Annotated in this window: 16 protein-coding genes; 8 read left to right on the top strand and 8 right to left on the bottom strand. The window is 73.2% G+C overall.

Features of this window, described 5'->3' with window-relative positions; translation table 11 throughout:
- Positions 1–20: 20 nt before the first annotated feature.
- Complete coding sequence (locus Sdagh_RS19205) at positions 21–458, bottom strand: MarR family winged helix-turn-helix transcriptional regulator (RefSeq protein WP_189414478.1); 438 nt, start codon at positions 456–458, stop codon at positions 21–23.
- Between the two features lie 170 nt (positions 459–628).
- Between Sdagh_RS19205 and Sdagh_RS19210 the strand changes: the two genes are divergently transcribed.
- Positions 629–817 (top strand): BrnA antitoxin family protein, encoded by a 189-nt coding sequence (locus tag Sdagh_RS19210; RefSeq protein WP_226535438.1) that lies wholly within the window; start codon positions 629–631, stop codon positions 815–817.
- A 4-nt stretch (positions 818–821) separates the two neighbouring features.
- Here the strand turns inward: Sdagh_RS19210 and Sdagh_RS19215 are convergent, their stop codons facing one another.
- Complete coding sequence (locus Sdagh_RS19215; RefSeq protein ID WP_189414801.1) at positions 822–2,273, bottom strand: NCS2 family permease; 1,452 nt, start codon at positions 2,271–2,273, stop codon at positions 822–824.
- Between the two features lie 192 nt (positions 2,274–2,465).
- Here Sdagh_RS19215 and Sdagh_RS19220 point away from each other — a divergent pair, with 192 nt between their 5' ends.
- Positions 2,466–2,732, top strand: a complete 267-nt coding sequence (locus Sdagh_RS19220; protein ID WP_189414476.1) for a DUF2530 domain-containing protein — start codon at positions 2,466–2,468, stop codon at positions 2,730–2,732.
- Between the two features lie 102 nt (positions 2,733–2,834).
- Positions 2,835–5,237 carry an HAD-IC family P-type ATPase gene (locus tag Sdagh_RS19225; RefSeq protein WP_189414475.1) on the top strand — a complete coding sequence of 801 codons (2,403 nt, stop codon included), beginning with the start codon at positions 2,835–2,837 and terminating at the stop codon, positions 5,235–5,237.
- Between the two features lie 14 nt (positions 5,238–5,251).
- Here Sdagh_RS19225 and Sdagh_RS19230 read toward each other — a convergent pair whose 3' ends face one another.
- The 4 genes from Sdagh_RS19230 to Sdagh_RS19245 all read right to left on the bottom strand — a co-directional run bounded on the left by Sdagh_RS19230 (position 5,252) and on the right by Sdagh_RS19245 (position 11,543).
- On the bottom strand, positions 5,252–6,136 hold the full coding sequence (locus tag Sdagh_RS19230; RefSeq protein WP_190076639.1) for a calcium-binding protein: 885 nt from the start codon (positions 6,134–6,136) through the stop codon (positions 5,252–5,254).
- 161 nt (positions 6,137–6,297) lie between these two features.
- A complete protein-coding gene (locus tag Sdagh_RS19235) occupies positions 6,298–7,155 on the bottom strand; it encodes a calcium-binding protein (RefSeq protein ID WP_190076640.1) in 858 nt (285 codons plus the stop codon).
- Positions 7,156–7,323: 168 nt separating this feature from the next.
- A complete protein-coding gene (locus tag Sdagh_RS19240; RefSeq protein WP_190076641.1) occupies positions 7,324–10,452 on the bottom strand; it encodes a sacsin N-terminal ATP-binding-like domain-containing protein in 3,129 nt (1,042 codons plus the stop codon).
- A gap of 164 nt (positions 10,453–10,616) precedes the next feature.
- Positions 10,617–11,543, bottom strand: a complete 927-nt coding sequence (locus tag Sdagh_RS19245) for a DUF3027 domain-containing protein (protein ID WP_189414471.1) — start codon at positions 11,541–11,543, stop codon at positions 10,617–10,619.
- 400 nt (positions 11,544–11,943) lie between these two features.
- On the opposite strand from Sdagh_RS19245, the gene Sdagh_RS19250 reads away from it, so the two are divergent.
- The 4 genes from Sdagh_RS19250 to Sdagh_RS19265 all read left to right on the top strand — a co-directional run bounded on the left by Sdagh_RS19250 (position 11,944) and on the right by Sdagh_RS19265 (position 15,469).
- Complete coding sequence (locus Sdagh_RS19250; protein WP_190076642.1) at positions 11,944–13,338, top strand: MFS transporter; 1,395 nt, start codon at positions 11,944–11,946, stop codon at positions 13,336–13,338.
- A 103-nt stretch (positions 13,339–13,441) separates the two neighbouring features.
- Positions 13,442–13,912: a DUF2771 domain-containing protein gene (locus Sdagh_RS19255; RefSeq protein WP_226535440.1), complete on the top strand. Its 471-nt coding sequence runs from the start codon at positions 13,442–13,444 to the stop codon at positions 13,910–13,912.
- Positions 13,913–13,935: 23 nt separating this feature from the next.
- Positions 13,936–14,631, top strand: coding sequence for a futalosine hydrolase (locus Sdagh_RS19260; protein WP_189414468.1), 696 nt, complete (start codon positions 13,936–13,938; stop codon positions 14,629–14,631).
- The gene (locus tag Sdagh_RS19265) at positions 14,624–15,469 is read left to right on the top strand and encodes a 1,4-dihydroxy-6-naphtoate synthase (protein WP_189414467.1); all 846 of its coding nucleotides are present in this window, start codon (positions 14,624–14,626) and stop codon (positions 15,467–15,469) included. The genes Sdagh_RS19260 and Sdagh_RS19265 overlap by 8 nt, the downstream gene beginning before the upstream one ends.
- A 12-nt stretch (positions 15,470–15,481) precedes the next feature.
- Here the strand turns inward: Sdagh_RS19265 and Sdagh_RS36715 are convergent, their stop codons facing one another.
- Entirely contained in the window at positions 15,482–15,865 is a 384-nt protein-coding gene (locus Sdagh_RS36715; protein WP_161163330.1) for a cold-shock protein, read from the bottom strand.
- Positions 15,866–16,036: 171 nt separating this feature from the next.
- On the opposite strand from Sdagh_RS36715, the gene Sdagh_RS19275 reads away from it, so the two are divergent.
- Complete coding sequence (locus Sdagh_RS19275) at positions 16,037–16,294, top strand: hypothetical protein (protein WP_189414466.1); 258 nt, start codon at positions 16,037–16,039, stop codon at positions 16,292–16,294.
- Here Sdagh_RS19275 and Sdagh_RS19280 read toward each other — a convergent pair.
- Entirely contained in the window at positions 16,264–16,893 is a 630-nt protein-coding gene (locus Sdagh_RS19280) for an HAD family hydrolase (RefSeq protein ID WP_226535442.1), read from the bottom strand. The two genes, Sdagh_RS19275 and Sdagh_RS19280, sit on opposite strands and share 31 nt — an antisense overlap.
- Positions 16,894–16,902 lie beyond the last annotated feature (9 nt).

Genomic DNA, 16,902 nt, shown 5'->3' on the forward strand with positions numbered 1-16,902 from the left:
CGCCTCCTCGTCCATGCCGCTTACAGGTGTGCGAGCTTCTCCAGCACGGGGGCGGCGGCACGCAGCTTCGCCCACTCGTCCTCGTCGAGCGTCTCGACCAGCGTGGCCAGGAACGCGTTCCGCTTGCGGCGGCTCTCCTCGAGCATCACCACGGCCTGCTCGGTCTGCGTCACGACCTTCTGCCGCCGGTCCTCGGGGTGCGGCTCCAGGCCGACCAGCCCCTTGGCCTCCAGCAGCGCCACGATGCGGGTCATCGAGGGCGGCTGGACGTGCTCCTTGCGGGCCAGCTCACCCGGGGTGGCGCTGCCGCAGTTGGACAGCGTGCCGAGCACCGACATCTCGGTGGGGCTGAGCGACTCGTCGACCCGCTGGTGCTTGAGCCGACGGGACAGCCGCATCACGGCGGAGCGCAAGGAGTTCACGGCGGCGGCGTCGTCGCCATGGCTGAGGTCCGGCATGTCCTTAGCGTAACTCATTAGTCTTACGAAGGAACACCCGGGGTGCCCCGCGCGTCCGTGACCCTGGCCACTCCCTGGCCACTCCCGCGCCACGGTGCCCCTTCTGTCACTCGTACGAGTGAGCAGGCTGCGGAAAACCGTGCGTCACCCGGCGCACCGGGGTGACGCTCGTGGCCATGGGGACCAGTGTGCTCAGCCTGCGGATGGACGGGGAGCTGCTCGAACGGCTCCGGGACCGTGCGGCCAAAAGAGGGATGAGCGTCCAGGACTATGTCGTCCGGACGCTCATCCGTGATGACTTCGACGAGCGGTTCCAGTCCGCCGTGGAAGAGACCGAGAGGTTCTACGGGGTCACGTGAGGGCTCACGTCAGGCCCAGGGCCGGCATCAGGTAGTAGAAGGCGAAGACCGCCGAGACCACGTACATCGCCACCGGCACCTCGCGGCCCCGGCCGGCGGCCAGCCGCAGCAGCGAGAAGGTGACGAAGCCCATGCCGATGCCGTTGGTGATCGAGTACGTGAAGGGCATCATCAGCATCGTCACGAAGGCCGGGACGGCGATCGTGTAGTCCGCCCAGTCGATCTGCTTGATCGAGCCGGCCAGGATCAGGAAGCCGACCGCGATCAGCGCGGGCGTGGCCGCCTGGGACGGCACCATCGTGGCGATCGGGGTGAGGAAGAGGCCCACGGCGAAGAGCAGACCGGTGACGACGTTGGCGAAGCCGGTGCGGGCGCCCTCGCCGACGCCGGCCGTGGACTCCACGAACGCGGTGGTGGCCGAGGAGGAGCTGGCGCCGCCCGCCGCGACGGCGATGCCGTCGATCATCAGGACCTTGTTGATGCCCGGCATCTGGCCCTGGGCGTCGGTCAGCTTGGCCTCGTCGCTGACGCCCATGATCGTGCCCATCGCGTCGAAGAAGCACGACAGCAGCACGGTGAAGACGAACAGCACGCCGGTCAGCACGCCGACCTTCTCGAATCCGCCGAACAGGCTGACCTGCCCGACCAGCCCGAAGTCCGGGGTGGAGACGGGGTTGCCGGGCCACTCGGGCGTGGTCAGGCCCCAGGACGGGATGTCCGCGACGAGGTTGACGATCACCGCGACGACCGTCATCACGACGATCGAGATCAGGATGGCGCCGGGCGTCCTGCGCACGATCAGCGCCAGCGTGAGCAGCACGCCGAGCACGAAGATCAGTACCGGCCAGCCGTTCAGGTGGCCGCCGGTACCGAGCTGGAGCGGCACGGTGGTCTGCGCGGCGTCCGGCATCCGGGTGACGAACCCGGAGTCGACCAGGCCGACGATCATCACGAACAGGCCGATGCCGATGGAGATGGCCTTGCGCAGCCCGTGCGGCACGGCGGACATCACGCGCTCGCGCAGCCCGGTGGCGACCAGCAGCATCACCACGAAACCGGCCAGCACGACCATGCCCATGGCGTCCGGCCAGGACATCCGCGGGGCGAGCTGGAGGGCGACGACGGAGTTCACGCCGAGGCCCGCCGCGAGCGCGATCGGCACATTGCCGATGACGCCCATGAGCAGCGTGGTGAACGCCGCGGTGAGGGCGGTCGCGGTGACCAGCTGGCCGTTGTCCAGCTGATGGCCGTACATGTCCTTCGCGCTGCCCAGGATGATCGGGTTCAGCACGACGATGTAGGCCATCGCGAAGAAGGTGGCGAAACCGCCGCGGACCTCGCGGGCGAGGGTGCTGCCGCGCTCGGAGATCTTGAAGTAGCGGTCGAGGGCGCCCTGCGGGGCGCGGCCCTCGGACGGCTCGGGCGCCGGGACCTGGGCGGTGGCCGAGGTGGACATTGCGGACCTCATCACCAAAGGACTCCCCCACGGCCCATTTGGTGTTTTCTACGAATGAAAGTGGTCAAGGGCAAACGAGTTCAGTATGAACATATGAAGGAGATAAAGCTATCTCCGCGCGTAGACCCGCGCGCCACAAGCTGATCGTCCGGCGCCGCGTGCCGGCCGTGCGGCGCCTCGTAAGCTGTGCGCATGGCGAAGTGGACACCGAAGCACGAGGCGCCGGAGCCCCTGGAAGGCCCCGTGGTCGCCACCATCACCGGCGGGACCGTCATCTGGTTCGTCCTCTTCCTGGTCCAGCTGCCCTTCTACGGCTGGTTCGACGACCACGGGCACACCTGGTGGGTGTGGACCTGCCTGGCCGGCGGCGGACTGGGCCTGATCGGCGTCTGGTACGTCCGCAAGCGCGACGCCGCCATCAAGCGCGACGCCGCCGCCCGGCAGACGAGGCCCGCCTGACCGCTCCAAGGGCAGCACATCCCCTACGGGCCCTCCTCCCCAGGTCGGATCTTCCGCCCGCCCACCGTGTGAAGCGCCGGGTCCGCACGTACCGTCGAACGCATGACGCACATCGACGCGGGCTCCGAACTCGACCCCGTGCACCCGGTGCCGCTGCCCCGGCCGACGGCGGGGCTGACCTCCGCCGAGGTGGCCGAGCGGGTGGCCCGGGGCGAGGTCAACGACGTGCCGGTGCGCAGCAGCCGGTCGGTGCTCGACATCGTCCGGGCCAACGTCTTCACCCGGTTCAACGCGATCATCGGCGTGCTCTGGGTGATCATGCTGATCGTGGCGCCGATCCAGGACAGCCTGTTCGGCTTCGTGATCCTCGCCAACACCGGCATCGGCATCGTCCAGGAGTGGCGGGCGAAGAAGACCCTGGACTCCCTCGCCCTGATCGGCGAGGCCCGCCCGCCCGTACGGCGCGACGGGCGCGCCACCCCGGTCGGCACCTCCGAGATCGTGCTGGACGACGTGATCGAGTTCGGGCCCGGGGACAAGGTCGTCGTCGACGGCGAGTGCGTCGAGGCGGACGGCCTGGAGGTGGACGAGTCACTGCTCACCGGCGAGGCCGACCCGGTGGTGAAACGGCCCGGCGACCCGGTGATGTCCGGCAGTTTCGTGGTCGCCGGCGGCGGGGCGTACCGGGCGCTCAAGGTCGGCCGGGAGGCCTACGCCGCGCAGCTCGCCGAGGAGGCGTCCCGCTTCACGCTGGTCCACTCCGAGCTGCGCTCCGGGATCTCCACCATCCTCAAGTACGTCACGTGGATGATGGTGCCGACCGCGATCGGCCTGATCCTCAGCCAGCTCGTCGGCGAGGACAACGACCTGAAGGACGCCGTCGCCCGGACCGTCGGCGGCATCGTGCCGATGGTCCCGGAGGGCCTGGTGCTGCTCACCTCGGTCGCCTTCGCGATCGGTGTGATCCGGCTCGGCCGCAAGCAGTGCCTGGTCCAGGAGCTGCCCGCGATCGAGGGCCTGGCCCGCGTGGACACGGTCTGCCTGGACAAGACCGGCACGCTGACCGAGGGCGGCATGGACGTCACCGAGCTGCGCGTGCTGAACGACGCCGACGAGAGGTACGTACGGCGGGTGCTCGGTGCCCTCGGCGCCGCCGATCCGCGCCCCAACGCCTCCCTGAGGGCGGTCATCGACGCCTGGCCGGACGGTGCCGGTGACTGGCGCACCACCGCCACGCTGCCCTTCTCCTCGGCCCGCAAGTACAGCGCCGCCGCCTTCGAGGAGGCCGACGGCACCGCCCGGACCTGGCTGCTGGGCGCGCCGGACGTGCTGCTCGCCGAGGAGGACCCGGCGCTCGCGGAGACCGGCCGGCTCAACGAGCGGGGGCTCAGGGTGCTGCTGCTGGCCCGTGCGGCGGACGGGCGGGACCCGGCCGGTCCGGCGGCGGCCGAGGGCGCCGAGCCGGTCGCCCTGGTCGTCCTGGAGCAGCGGCTGCGCGCCGACGCGGCCGACACCCTGCGCTACTTCGACCGGCAGAACGTCAGCGCCAAGGTCATCTCCGGCGACAACGCGGTCTCGGTGGGCGCGGTCGCCGCCAAGCTCGGGCTCGACGGCCGGGCGGTGGACGCGCGCCGGCTGCCCGCCGAGCGGGACGAGATGGCCGCGGTGATCGACGACCACACGGTCTTCGGCCGGGTCACCCCGCGGCAGAAGCGGGAGCTGGTCGGCGCCCTGCAGTCGCGGGGGCACACGGTGGCGATGACCGGCGACGGCGTCAACGACGTCCTCGCGCTGAAGGACGCCGACATCGGGGTCGCGATGGGCTCCGGCTCGGAGGCGACCCGGGCGGTCGCGCAGATCGTGCTGCTGGACAACAGCTTCGCCACCCTGCCGTCGGTGGTCGCCGAGGGCCGCCGGGTCATCGGCAACATCACCCGCGTCGCGACGCTGTTCCTGGTCAAGACGGTCTACTCGGTGCTGCTGGCGATCCTGGTGGTGTGCGCGCGGGTGGAGTACCCGTTCCTGCCCCGCCACCTGACCCTGCTGTCCACACTGACGATCGGCGTCCCCGCCTTCTTCCTCGCCCTCGCCCCCAACCGGGAGCGGGCCCGGCCCCACTTCGTGCGGCGGGTGATGCGGTACGCGATCCCGGGCGGCGTGCTGGCCGGGGCGGCGACCTTCGTGACGTACCTCGTGGCGCGGCACCACTACAGCGGTCCGGGCGCGCTGGACGCGGAGACCAGCGCCGCGACGCTGACGCTGTTCCTGATCTCGCTGTGGGTTCTGGCGATCATCGCCCGCCCTTACACCTGGTGGCGGATCGGCCTGGTGACGGCGATGGGCGCCGGTTTCCTGGTGGTGCTGGCGGTCCCGTGGCTCCAGGACTTCTTCGCGCTGAAACTGGTCGGTACGACGATGCCGTGGACCGCGGTCGGCATCGCGGCGGTGGCGGCGGCCGCCCTGGAGATCCTGTGGAGGTGGGTCGGCCGCCGCTTTCCCGTGTAGGGGTCGCGCGGTGGTTACTGCACGCCGACGTAGTCACCCGTGGCGGTGGCCTTGCCGCCGGTCGCGGAGCCGTTGAAGACGAAGCGGTAGTAGCCGCCGGCGCTCGCCTTGCCGGTCGTCTTCAGGGCGCCGGTGGAGGTGGACTTGATGCCCTTGACGTTGGTGTAGGTGTCGGAGGTCTTCGGACGGTACTGGAGGACCACGGACTGGCCGCCGTAACCGACGTACGTGTTGGTGTCCCAGTCGGCGCGGGTCAGCTTGCCGGTGACGGTGATGGTCGCGCCCTTCTTGACCGGCTCCGGGGCGGCGTCGGCGGTCACCTTGGAGGTGCGCAGCACCTTGCGGGTGCCGACGTTCTCCAGGGTCACCTCCTCCTCGTCGGTGACCACGACGACACCGACGCGCCAGGTGCCGGCGTCGATGTTGAGCAGCTCGGCCGGCAGGAAGGTGACGGTCGTCGAGCACTTCAGGGCGGTCGCGGAGACCTCGGCGCAGGTGGCCGCGTCGTCGGAGCTGAAGCCCCAGGTCGCGTCGTCGATCGAGGTGCCGTGGTAGATCACCGCGGCGGTGCCGTAGGCGCCGAGGTCACCGGTGTGGTTCAGGGTGTAGGTGAGCGGCACGGTGTAGCTGCCGGTCGTGCCGACGATGACGTCCTTGTTGTGGTTGACGGACACGCCGGAGACGGAGAAGCCGGCGGACGCGGCGGCCTTCGCGGTGGCGCCGCCGCGGGCGGTGGGCGCGTCGCCCTTCAGGCCGGCCTTGAGGTCGGCGGCCGTCTCGCCGACGGTCGACGCGAAGGACGGACGGGTGTCGTCGGCGGCCTGCGCGACGGCCGGCACGACGAGCGCGGAGAGGGCCAGGGCGCCGGTGACGGCGGCCACGGTGGCACGTATACGCATGTGTTCGTTTCCCCCACAGGGTGACGGTGGAGTCTGGTGACTCACCTGGTCAGATCCGTGGCGGGAGGGGCGGGTTGTACGTCCCGTGAAGGCTTGGCGCATCCGTCACCGGCAGTTCACCTGGGCGTCCCGAGGGTGAACTGCCGGTGGCGCCGGGCGGGTTACTTCACGTCGACGAAGTCGGCCGTGCTGGTGACGGCCGGGGTGGTCGTGGTGCCCGCGAAGGAGTAGCGGAAGTAGCCGTCGGCGCTCGCCTTGACCGTGGTCTTCAGGCTGCCCGTCGAGTCGGTCTTGACGGTCTTGACGGTGGTGTACGTCTTCGAGGTCTTCTTGCGGTACTGGAGCTTCACCGGCTGGCCGGTGTAACCGTGGTACTTGAGGTCGTCCCAGTTGGCGCGGGAGAGCTTGCCGGTGACCGTGATGGTCTTGCCCTTCTTCACCGGCTCCGGCGCGGCGTTGACGGTGAGCTTGGAGGCGCGCTGGACCTTGGCGGTCTTGTAGGCGTCCTTGACGACGTAGTCGCCGTCGTTGCCCATGGCACCGGCCCAGACCTTCCAGGTGCCCGCGAGGAGGTTGCCGTAGATGTTGGTCAGGGGGTCGGCGACGATCGTGACCTTGCAGGTGGCGGCGGTGGCGCTGGTCGCCTTGCAGGTGCCCATGTCGGCGTCCGGGGCGAGCACCTGGTCGGCGCTGCTGGACTTCGCCCCGTGCCAGAGCTGGGCGTAGCCGTCGTAGATGCCGCTCGGGTCGTTGGCCGTCACGGTGACGGTGAAGGACTTCTTCTTGGTGATGCCGACGACGATGTCCTTGCCGCCGTTGACGGTGACGCTGGTGATCCTGGTGTCGCCCAGCCGGTCGTCGGCAGTGGCGGCGAAGTCCGCGGCCTTGCCCGCCGCGGACCCGTGCGCCGACGGCCACGACGTCAGGCTCTGCTGCTCGTCGGCCTGCGCGGCCGGGACGGCGAGGACGGACAGGGACAGTGCGCCGAGGACGGCGGCACCGGTGACGCGTATACGCATGCGATCCCCACGTGGGAAAGGGGCCCCGGCGGTCGTCGCCCCCCAACGGCTCGCGTCACGCCGGGGCCCGAATGATCAGGGAGTCTGTTGACTCAGGTGATCAGATGCGTGAGGGAAACGAATGGTTGTACGGAAGTGAAGGACAGGTGACGGCGGCTTCGGGCGGGGTCAGTCGAACCAGCGGTCGCGGGCCAGTTCCTCCGTGCGGGAGGGGTCCTCCAGGAGGGCCGCGACCTCGAAGCGGCGGGGCCACTGGCCCGCCGCCCAGGCCAGGCCGGCGGCGACGCCCTCCAGGGTGGCGGCGTGCGGCACCCCGTCGTCGGTGAGCCGCCAGTCGATCTCCACACCGTCCACGACGAGTTCCTCGTGCTCGACGTAGGAGGCGGGGGTCCCGCCGCCCAGCAGCACCCGTACCGGCTCCGGCACCTCGTGCTCGGTGCCCTCGGAGTCGACGCGGCCGGTGACGGACTCGCTCAGCCGCCGCACCTGGAACAGTTCGGCCAGCTCCGCGGCGCGCGCCGGACGCACCGGCAGCAGCGGCACCCCGCCGGTGAAGGGCAGCAGGTCGGGCGAGTCCACGACCACGGCGTCGGCGGCGTCCACCACCCGCACCTCGCCGTCGACCACGGCCCGTACCTCGTCCGGCAGGGTCACCTGCTCGGGGTCGAGGCCGGCCAGCGCCCCGTACAGCCCGTGCAGCTGGGCGGCGGTGACGGGCCGGTCCGGGTCGGCTAGCCGGTCCAGCAGCTCGGCGGCGCCGCCCGGTTCGTCGAGGAGGGCGGCGACGGAGGTGCGGACGCCGAGCGCCCGCAGCACCTGCTCGTCGTCGAAGCCGGCGGCGTCGGCCTCGTCGTACAGGCCGCGCAGCAGCGGGTCGCCGCCGGCCGCGCGCAGCCCGGCGGGGCGGCGACCGCCGAGCACCGGGTGCCCGCGCAGCCACCAGGCGGTGTACGGCCGTACGGTCTCGTGGGTGCCGTCGGGCAGCAGCATCCGCACCGGCTGGACGAGGGCGTCGCGCAGCGGCGGGCGGGAGAGCAGGGCGAGGGCCTCGGGCCAGTGGTCGTCGTCCACGAGGTCCAGGTCGCGGACGGCGACGAGTTCGGTGGCGACCGGCGGGACGGGCGTGTCCGGGAAGCGGTCGAGGATGTCCTCGCACCACACGTCGACGGCGTCGAGCAGCCCCGCGTCGTCGGGTTCGGCGAAGTCCCCCTCGCGGGGCTCCAGTTCGTCCGGGTCGAGGACGACGTCGGTGGCCCGGACCAGGGCGAAGGTGACCAGCACCCCGCAGGCGGCGAGGACGTCCGGGCCCCACTTGGCGGCGAGTTCCGCGTCGACGGCGGCGAGTTCGTCCTCCCGCATGACCCGGGCGAACGGCCCGCCGGGGAAGACCAGTTCCCCGGCCGGGGACAGCTCACCGTCCTCGTCGGGCAGCGCAAGGGCGCCGAGCCACGGCTCCTCGCCGGGCTCCAGGGCGGCGTCGCGGACCAGCCCGAGGACGGTGTCGGCCAGTTCCTCGGCGTCGAGGGTGTCGTCCTCCCAGTTGGCGCCGCCCTCGTCGTCCAGGGACGCGGCGACGGCGGCCCGCACCTGCGGCGTGGTGAGCACGGCCCGCGCGGTGGCCGGGAGGGCGCCGAGCTTCTCCAGCAGCGGATGGGCGGCGTCCGGATGGGCGACCTTCAGCCCGAGCCGGGCGAGCACCTCCGCGTCCAGGGCGGCGGCGTCCGGGGTGGGCAGCAGGATCTGCCGGGGCCCGATGACCGTACGGCGGTCGGCGAGCGGCACCGGCAGCCCGGAGAGCCGGTCGGGGTCGACGCCGGCCAGGCTGTCGTAGAGCCGCCGCCACCAGCCGGGCTCCTTCTCCAGCCCGGCCAACCGGTCGATCGCGTCGGTCAGCGGCAGCCGGGCCACGCCCAGCGTGCGCAGCTCCACGCGCCGCTCCAGGCCCGCCGGGAGCAGGGTCGGCAGCACCTCCGCCAGCACCCGGACGGTCTCCGCGCCGGCCCCCTCGACCACCTCGGCGTCCCGGGGCCGCAGCGCGGCGGGCAGCTCGGGGTCGTCGTCCTCGCCCGGCGCGGCGGCGGGCGGCAGGAAGGCGGTGCGCGGCAGCCGGTCGAGGACCGCCTGGCGCAGGGCGCCGTCCAGCTCGCCCTTGCCGAGCGGGCCGGGGACCAGGCCGATGATCCCGGCGGTGACCGGTGTCCAGTCGGCGAGCAGTCCGGCGTAGGCGTCCGCGGCGCGCTGCACCAGGAAGTCGGTGAGCGGACCGGGCGCGACGTGCCGGCGGGTGGAGTCCAGCGGGAAGGAGGCGATGAGCAGGGCCGGGACGCCGAGCGGCTCGTCGCTCGGCGTCGGGGCGTGCAGCACGGGGCTGGTCCGGGGCCGGACGGGGGCGCCCTCGCCGTCCACGGGCACGGCCCAGGTGACCGACCAGTGCGGACGCAGCCGCTCCTCGACCGGCCGTCCGGTGAGCAGGTCGGGGGTGAGCGGCCCGTGCGCGGCGGCGGTCCGCCAGCGGGTGGTGCCGTCCCGGCTGTCCGCCACGACGGTCAGCCCGTCCTCGGTGCGGCGGCCGAGCGTCCGTACGGTGCCGTCCGCGCCCTCGACGACGACCTCCGTCAACCCCGGGAGGGCGAGCAGCAGGGCGTCGTCCACGCCGGCCAGCAGCCGCTCGGCGAGGTCGGCGGCGGCCGTGTCGCGCAGCGGGAGGATGACGGCCGTGTCGTACGGGCCGGGCGCGGTGCCCTCGGCCGGGAACGGCAGCCGCAGCAGCGGCACGTGCCCGTCCCGGCGGCGGATCTCGTCGCCGAGGCCCGGGGAGTGCCGGGCGACGTCGGCGGCCAGGTCCCGGGACTCGGCCAGGGACCAGCGCACGCCGCCGTGCCGGCCGACGACCGCGGGTTCGTCGGTGACGGCGAGGACGGCCGCGAAGCCGACGCCGAACCGGCCGACGGCGCCCTCGGCGGTGTCCCGCTTGGCGGAGGCACGCAGCGTGGAGAGCGACTCGACGCCGGCCGCGTCCAGCGGGGCGCCGGTGTTGGCGGCGACCAGCACGCCGTCGCGCAGGGTGAGCCGGAGCCGGCCCGGCACACCGGCCCGGGCGGCGGCGTCGGCGGCGTTCTGGGCCAGCTCCACGACGAGGCGGTCGCGGTAGCCGCCGAGGACGAGGTCCTCCTCGGCGTTGGCGTCCTCACGGAACCGGGCGGGGCTCGTGGCCCAGGCGTCCAGCACCCCGCGCCGCAGCCGTGCCGTGCCGAACGGGTCGGCACCCTCGGCGGCGGGCCGCACGAACTTGCTCACGTTCATCTCTCCTCATCGACCCGGGACGGCGTGGGGTCGAAGGTACCGCGCGGAGCCGGCACTCATGCCGGGCGGCGACGCCCGGCCCGTCCGGCGTTCGGGGACGAGGCCGTTCGGGCCGACGGGGGTCCGGGGGCGCAGCCCCCGCGCCGGCGCGAGACCGCCTACGCGTGCCCCAGCTCGGCCGTGGAGGCGTCCTCGGCCACCGGCACGGACCCGGAGTCCGCCGCCGGCCGCAGCGGGAACGGATCGACCCGCGTCTCGTCGATCACCGGCGGAGCCGTCCGCGGCGGCTTCGGCATCACCGCCGCCTCCGAGTGCCCCCCGCACCCGTAGGCGAGGGACACGACCCGCCCGTCCGCCGGGGAGAACTCGTTGGCGCAGACGCCGAACGCCTGCCCGAGCGAGCCGCCGATCCGCAGCAGGAAGCCGCAGGACACGCAGGGCGCGGGCGCCGCCTGGGCCATCGGCGTCTTCGGCCCGAAGGCCTCCTCCCAGCGGTCGGCGGCGGTGTGCAGCCCGTACCGGGACAGCACCCGGGGCCGGCGCAGGCCCAGCTCGTCGGCGACGGCCGCGATCGTGCCGCGCGGCGGGGTGAGGGGCAGCTCGCCCGGCGGCCCGGCGGTGACCTCGGCGTCCTCCGCCTCCACCAGGTCGGCCATCTGGTCGGAGACGGCGGAGTTCGGCGGTGGCTCGTCCTCACCGGACCAGCCCGGCTCCAGCCGGAGGTCCTCGGCGTCGGTGGGCAGCAGGTCGCCGGGGCCCATGTCGCCGGGGCGCAGCCGCTCGCTCCACGGCACCCACTCGGGGGCGAGGACGGCGTCCGGGCCGGGCAGCAGCACGGCCTCGTCGACGGTGACGACCTTCGCGCGGGAGGCCCGCGCCACCGTCACCGCCCAGCGCCACCCCCGGTAGCCCAGCTCGGTGCACTCGAAGTAGTGCGTGACAACACGGTCACCCTCGGACACCAGTCCCGCGTGTTCTCCGACCACACCAGGCGCGGCGGCCTCCTCGGCCGCGGACCGGGCGAGGTCGACGGCCTCGGCGCACAGGCGGTCGGGGGTGCGGCTTCGCGTTGTCGCTGCGCTCACAGGTATCGCTTCTCTCCATACGCCGTCTCACGGGTGCGCCACTGCCGGCGGGGGACGGACGGAGCGGACCCGGGGACCGCGTCGACGTCCGCGCCCGACGCACTCGGGCGCACCTACGTCATCCATTCTGCGGGATGACTGAGAGGCGCGCGGCCGAGAACATTCGCCACGACGCGCTACGCACGCTACCTGCTCGGCTGCGCTGGGCCTACACCGACGGGGGACACCGGAGGGAGTTTCCCGCCCGCGACCCGGCCCCGAACCGCCCGCGACCCGGCCGTCACCCGGCCGCCGCCCGCCTCCGCCCCGGCCCCTTCCCGGCCCCGCCCCGCCCGACCCGATCAGCTCCATCCGCCCGATGACAGCTCTACTCCCCCGTCTCCCGGGGCACTATGACGGGGTGGCAGCCGCACGGACGGAACGGACGGAACTGAAAGACCGGGCCCGGGGACGCGGTCCCGGGCGTTTCCGCGCGGTCGGCCGCGCGCTGCACCTGCCGGTGACCGGGCCCGCCCGGGGCATCCGCCGGGTGACGCACGCGCACGGCGCCGGCGAGTCGGGCCTGGGCAAGCTGATCGAGCTGCACGGCGTCAACGGCGCCGGCGACGTCATGATCACCGTCGCCCTCGCCTCCACGGTCTTCTTCTCGGTGCCGACCGACGAGGCGCGTGGCCGGGTCGCGCTCTACCTCGCCATCACCATGGCCCCCTTCACCCTGCTCGCCCCGGTGATCGGCCCGCTCCTGGACCGCGTCCCGCACGGCCGGCGGGCGGCGATGGCCACCGCGATGGCGGCCCGCGCGCTGCTCGCCCTGGTGCTGTCGGGGGCGGTGATCAGCGGCGGCATCGAGCTGTACCCGGCGGCGCTCGGCGTGCTGGTCTCCTCGAAGGCGTACGGCGTGGTCAGGAGCGCCGTCGTGCCCCGGCTGCTGCCGCCGGCCTTCTCCCTGGTGAAGGCGAACTCCCGGGTCACCCTCGGCGGGCTGCTCGCCACCGGCGCCGCCGCCCCGATCGGCGCGGGCCTCCAGCAGATCGGCCCGCGCTGGCCGCTCTACGGCGCCTTCGTGATCTTCGTCGCCGGAACGTTCCTGTCGTTCACGCTGCCCCGCACGGTGGACTCCGCGAAGGGCGAGGCCACCGCGCTGCTCGCCGCGGACGGCGCCCATCTGCACGGGCCGCACCGCGGGTCCGCCAGGCGCCCCGGGCTGCGCACGGTCGGCCCGGCGGTCACGCACGCGCTCGCGGCCAACGCCGCCGTGCGCTGCCTGACCGGGTTCCTGATCTTCTTCCTGGCGTTCCTGCTGCGCGAGCACCCGATGACCGGGCAGAGCGCCGCCGTCTCCCTGGGGATCGTCGGCGTGGCGGCGGGCGCGGGCAACGCGCTGGGCACGGCGGTCGGGGCCTGGCTGCGCTCCCGCGCGCCGGAGATCATCATCGTGACCGTGCTGGCCTGTGTGCTGGGCGCGGCGGTGACGGCCGCCGTGTTCTTCGGCGCGGTGCTGGTGGCGTGTCTGGCGGCGATCGCCGGGTTCGCGCAGGCGCTGGCCAAGCTCTCCCTGGACGCGCTGATCCAGCGGGACGTGCCCGAGCTGGTCCGCACCTCCGCCTTCGCCCGCTCCGAGACGCTGCTCCAGATGTCCTGGGTGCTGGGCGGCGCGGTCGGCATCGCCCTGCCGCTGAACGGCACCCTCGGCCTGTCGGTCGGCGCCGCGATCATCGCGGCCGGCTGGCTGAGCACCGTACGGGGTCTGTTCCGGTCGGCCCGCCACGGCGGCCACCGGGCGGGGGTGTCGTGAGCACGGCACGCCGTACCCAGGTGGGGAGCGATCCGGGGGCGCCCGATAGCCTTCGCCCATGACCACGTTGCCCCGCGGCGCAGCCGCTCATGGACACCGCGCTGTGCGACGCCGCCGTGCCGTCGCCGCCGCCGGCGCCGTATCCGCCGGACTGCTCGTCCTGTCGGCCTGCGACAAGCCGACGCCGCTGTCGACGATCACCGTCGGCGGCGACTCGATCAGTTCCGAGGCCACCTGTGGCGGCGAGGGCGACGAAGCCCTGAAGACCGCCGACCTGACCAAGTGCCTCCAGGACAAGGACATCAAGTCGCTCACGGTCGACCCGGACGAGACGGTGCGTTTCGGAGTGGACCCGGACGTCGCCGACAAGCGCTGGACGATCCTGATGAACGGTCAGCCGCTGACCGAGGACAGCAAGAAGACCTACCGCACGGTCCCGGGCAGCGTGTTCTTCAACGCCCAGTACGGCGCGCAGGGCGACTCCACGAAGGTCGCCGTGGTGGCCGGCAACGGCAAGGAGGGCGGCCAGACCTTCACCGGTGTCTGGGCCTTCGAGCTGAAGAAGGGCGACTGACCACGCCCGCCCCGCACGTCCTCGTGGCCACCGCGGTCCCCGCCGAACGGGACGCGGTGGCCGGGGCGTTTCCCGGACCGCTGCGGCAGCTGCCCCGGCCGGGGGTGACGCTGCACCGCCCGGACGGCTCCGGCTGGGACCTGCTCGCGGCGGGTGTCGGCCCCGCCCTCGCCGCCGCCTCCACGGCCGCCGCGCTGACCGCCGCCGCCCTCGACGGGCACCCCTACGACCTGGTCGTCTCGGCCGGCATCGCGGGCGGCTTCGCGCCCCACGCGCCCCTCGGCTCGCTCGTCGTCGCCGACGAGATCACCGCCGCCGACCTGGGCGCCGAGACCGCCGACGGCTTCCTGCCCGTCACCGAGCTGGGCTTCGGCACGGTCACCCACCGCCCGCCGGCCGCGCTGGTGCGCACGGTCGCCGAGGCGACGGGCGCCCGCCCCGGCACCGTCCTGACCGGCTCCACGGTGACCGGCACCGCCGCCCGCGCGGACGCCCTGCGGACCCGCCACCCCCGCGCCCTCGCCGAGGCCATGGAGGGCTTCGGCGTCGCGGAGGCCGCCGCCGCGCACGGCGTGCCCGTGCTGGAGCTGCGCGCGGTCTCCAACCCGGTCGGCCCCCGCGACCGGGCCGCCTGGCGCATCGGCGACGCGCTCGCGGCCCTCACGGACGCCTTCGGGAAGCTCACCCCCGCCCTGGAGAGTTGGAACCCCCATGAGTGACACCTTGCAGATCGCGTACTCCCCCTGCCCCAACGACACCTTCGTCTTCGACGCCCTCGCCCACGGCCGGGTCCCCGGCGCCCCCGCCCTCGACGTCACCTTCGCCGACATCGACCTCACCAACGGCATGGCCGAGCGCGGCGAGCTGGACGTGCTGAAGGTGTCGTACGCCGTGCTGCCGTACGTCCTGGACGAGTACGCGCTGCTGCCCTGCGGCGGCGCGCTGGGCCGGGGCTGCGGCCCGCTGGTCCTCACCCGGGAGGCCGGGGCCGATCTGCGCGGGCGGACGGTCGCGGTGCCGAGCGAGAGGTCGACGGCGTACCTGCTGTTCCGGCTCTGGGCGGCGGACACCGTGCCCGGCGGGGTCGGGGAGATCGTCGTGATGCCGTTCCACCAGATCATGCCGGCGGTGCGGGACGGGAAGGTCGACGCGGGGCTCGTGATCCACGAGGCGCGCTTCACGTACCAGAACTACGGCCTGCACAAGCTCGCCGACATGGGCGAGCACTGGGAGGCGACGACCGGGCTGCCGATCCCGCTGGGCGCGATCATCGCCAAGCGGTCCCTGGGCGAGGAGACGCTGACCGCCCTGGCCGACGCGATCCGCGCGTCCGTCCGCGCGGCCTGGGACGACCCGGAGGCATCCCGCCCGTACGTCATGGAACACGCCCAGGAGATGGACCCGGCCGTCGCCGACCAGCACATCGGGCTGTACGTCAACGAGTTCACCGCCGGCCTCGGCGAGGACGGCTACGCGGCGATCCGCGGCCTGCTGACCCGGGCGGCGGCCGAGGGACTGGTGCCGGCCCTCGGCCCCGACGCGCTGCGTTTCCCGTAGCCGGCGCGCGGCTCAGACGTCGAGCTGGTCCGCGACCGCCCGCAGCAGGCCGGCGATCTTCTTCCCGGCCGTCTTCTCCGGGTAGCGGCCGCGCTCCAGCATCGGCGTGATGTTCTCCAGCAGGGTCGTCAGGTCCTGCACGATCGAGGCCAGTTCGTCCGGCTTCTTGCGCTGGGCCGCCGCGACCGACGGGGCCGGTTCGAGCAGCGTCAGGGACAGCGCCTGGTCACCGCGCTGGCCGGCGACCACGCCGAACTCCACGCGCTGGCCCGGCTTCAGCGTCTCGACTCCGGCGGGGAGGACCGAGGAATGGACGAAGACGTCACCGCCGTCGTCACGGGAGAGAAAGCCGAAGCCCTTCTCGCTGTTGAACCACTTGACCTTGCCGGTAGGCACGTCTGTCCTCGTCCTCGTACTCGTCGGAAAACTGCGGATGGCTGCTGCGGAAACGGGTCCTGATAGCACTCGGGCGGGTCCGGGACCCGCCGGTACCCAGGCTAATGGTCTTCAGGCCGGTGACAAGACGTCCCCCGGTCGTTCCTTCGGGTCGGGAACTACCCTGGTCGGGTGCGTGACAAAACCCGAACGAATTCCGCCGCGCCGGGTGACCGGCTGATCCGGGCCGGTGTGATCGTCTTCTTCATCGGCACCGTGGCCACCCTCGTCACGGTGGCCCCGCTGTTCCTGGGCACGACGCCGTTCCCGACGTACATGTTCCTGCTGAGCATGCTCATGGGCGTCGGCTTCCTGATCGCCGGGGCGGGGGTGCTGCGGTCGATCGCGGCGGGCCGCCGTCAGGCGCGGACCGCGGAGCCCTCCCGGTAGGAATCCAGCCACCCGGGGAACTCCGTGAGGTCGGCCAGCACGGTGTCCGCGCCGGCCGCGCGGAGTTCACCGACGGTGTACGGGCCGGTGGCCACGGCGACGGAGTACGCGTCCGCGGCACGGGCGCCCCGGATGTCCCCCAGGTGGTCGCCGACGTAGACGTCGGCGCCGTGCTCGCGCAGCGCGACGGCCTTCTGCTCCGCCCACAGGTCGCCGACGACCGCGTCCGGTTCGATGCCGAGGTGCTCCAGGTGCAGCTTGGCGTTGGGCTCGTACTTGGCGGTGACGACGATCGCCCGGCCGCCGGCCCGGCGTACGGCCGCGATCGCCTCCGCCGCGCCGGCCAGGGCCGGGGTGGGCGCGATGGCGTGCGCCGGGTACAGCTCGCGGTACAGGGCGGCGGTGGCGGCGAGCCGCTCCGCCGGGAACCAGTGGGCGAGTTCCTGTTCGAGGGGCGGGCCGAGGCGGGTGACCGCGAGGTCGGCGTCGACGTGGGTGCCGGTCCGGGCGGAGAGTTCCACGTAGCAGGCGTGGATGCCGGGGCGGGAGTCGATGAGGGTCATGTCGAGGTCGAAGCCGACGGTGGGGGCTGTGTTCATGCGCTCCAT

Source organism: Streptomyces daghestanicus, from assembly GCF_020521275.1.
In the GTDB taxonomy this organism is placed as follows: domain Bacteria; phylum Actinomycetota; class Actinomycetes; order Streptomycetales; family Streptomycetaceae; genus Streptomyces; species Streptomyces griseoviridis.

Bases quoted from the DNA above. Each gene is read 5' to 3' on its own strand.
- Sdagh_RS19205 (WP_189414478.1), bottom strand. From the start codon at position 458: ATGCCGGACCTCAGCCATGGCGACGACGCCGCCGCCGTGAACTCCTTG.
- Sdagh_RS19215 (WP_189414801.1), bottom strand. From the start codon at position 2,273: ATGTCCACCTCGGCCACCGCCCAGGTCCCGGCGCCCGAGCCGTCCGAG.
- Sdagh_RS19220 (WP_189414476.1), top strand. From the start codon at position 2,466: ATGGCGAAGTGGACACCGAAGCACGAGGCGCCGGAGCCCCTGGAAGGC.
- Sdagh_RS19225 (WP_189414475.1), top strand. From the start codon at position 2,835: ATGACGCACATCGACGCGGGCTCCGAACTCGACCCCGTGCACCCGGTG.
- Sdagh_RS19230 (WP_190076639.1), bottom strand. From the start codon at position 6,136: ATGCGTATACGTGCCACCGTGGCCGCCGTCACCGGCGCCCTGGCCCTC.
- Sdagh_RS19235 (WP_190076640.1), bottom strand. From the start codon at position 7,155: ATGCGTATACGCGTCACCGGTGCCGCCGTCCTCGGCGCACTGTCCCTG.
- Sdagh_RS19265 (WP_189414467.1), top strand. From the start codon at position 14,624: ATGAGTGACACCTTGCAGATCGCGTACTCCCCCTGCCCCAACGACACC.
- Sdagh_RS19280 (WP_226535442.1), bottom strand. From the start codon at position 16,893: ATGAACACAGCCCCCACCGTCGGCTTCGACCTCGACATGACCCTCATC.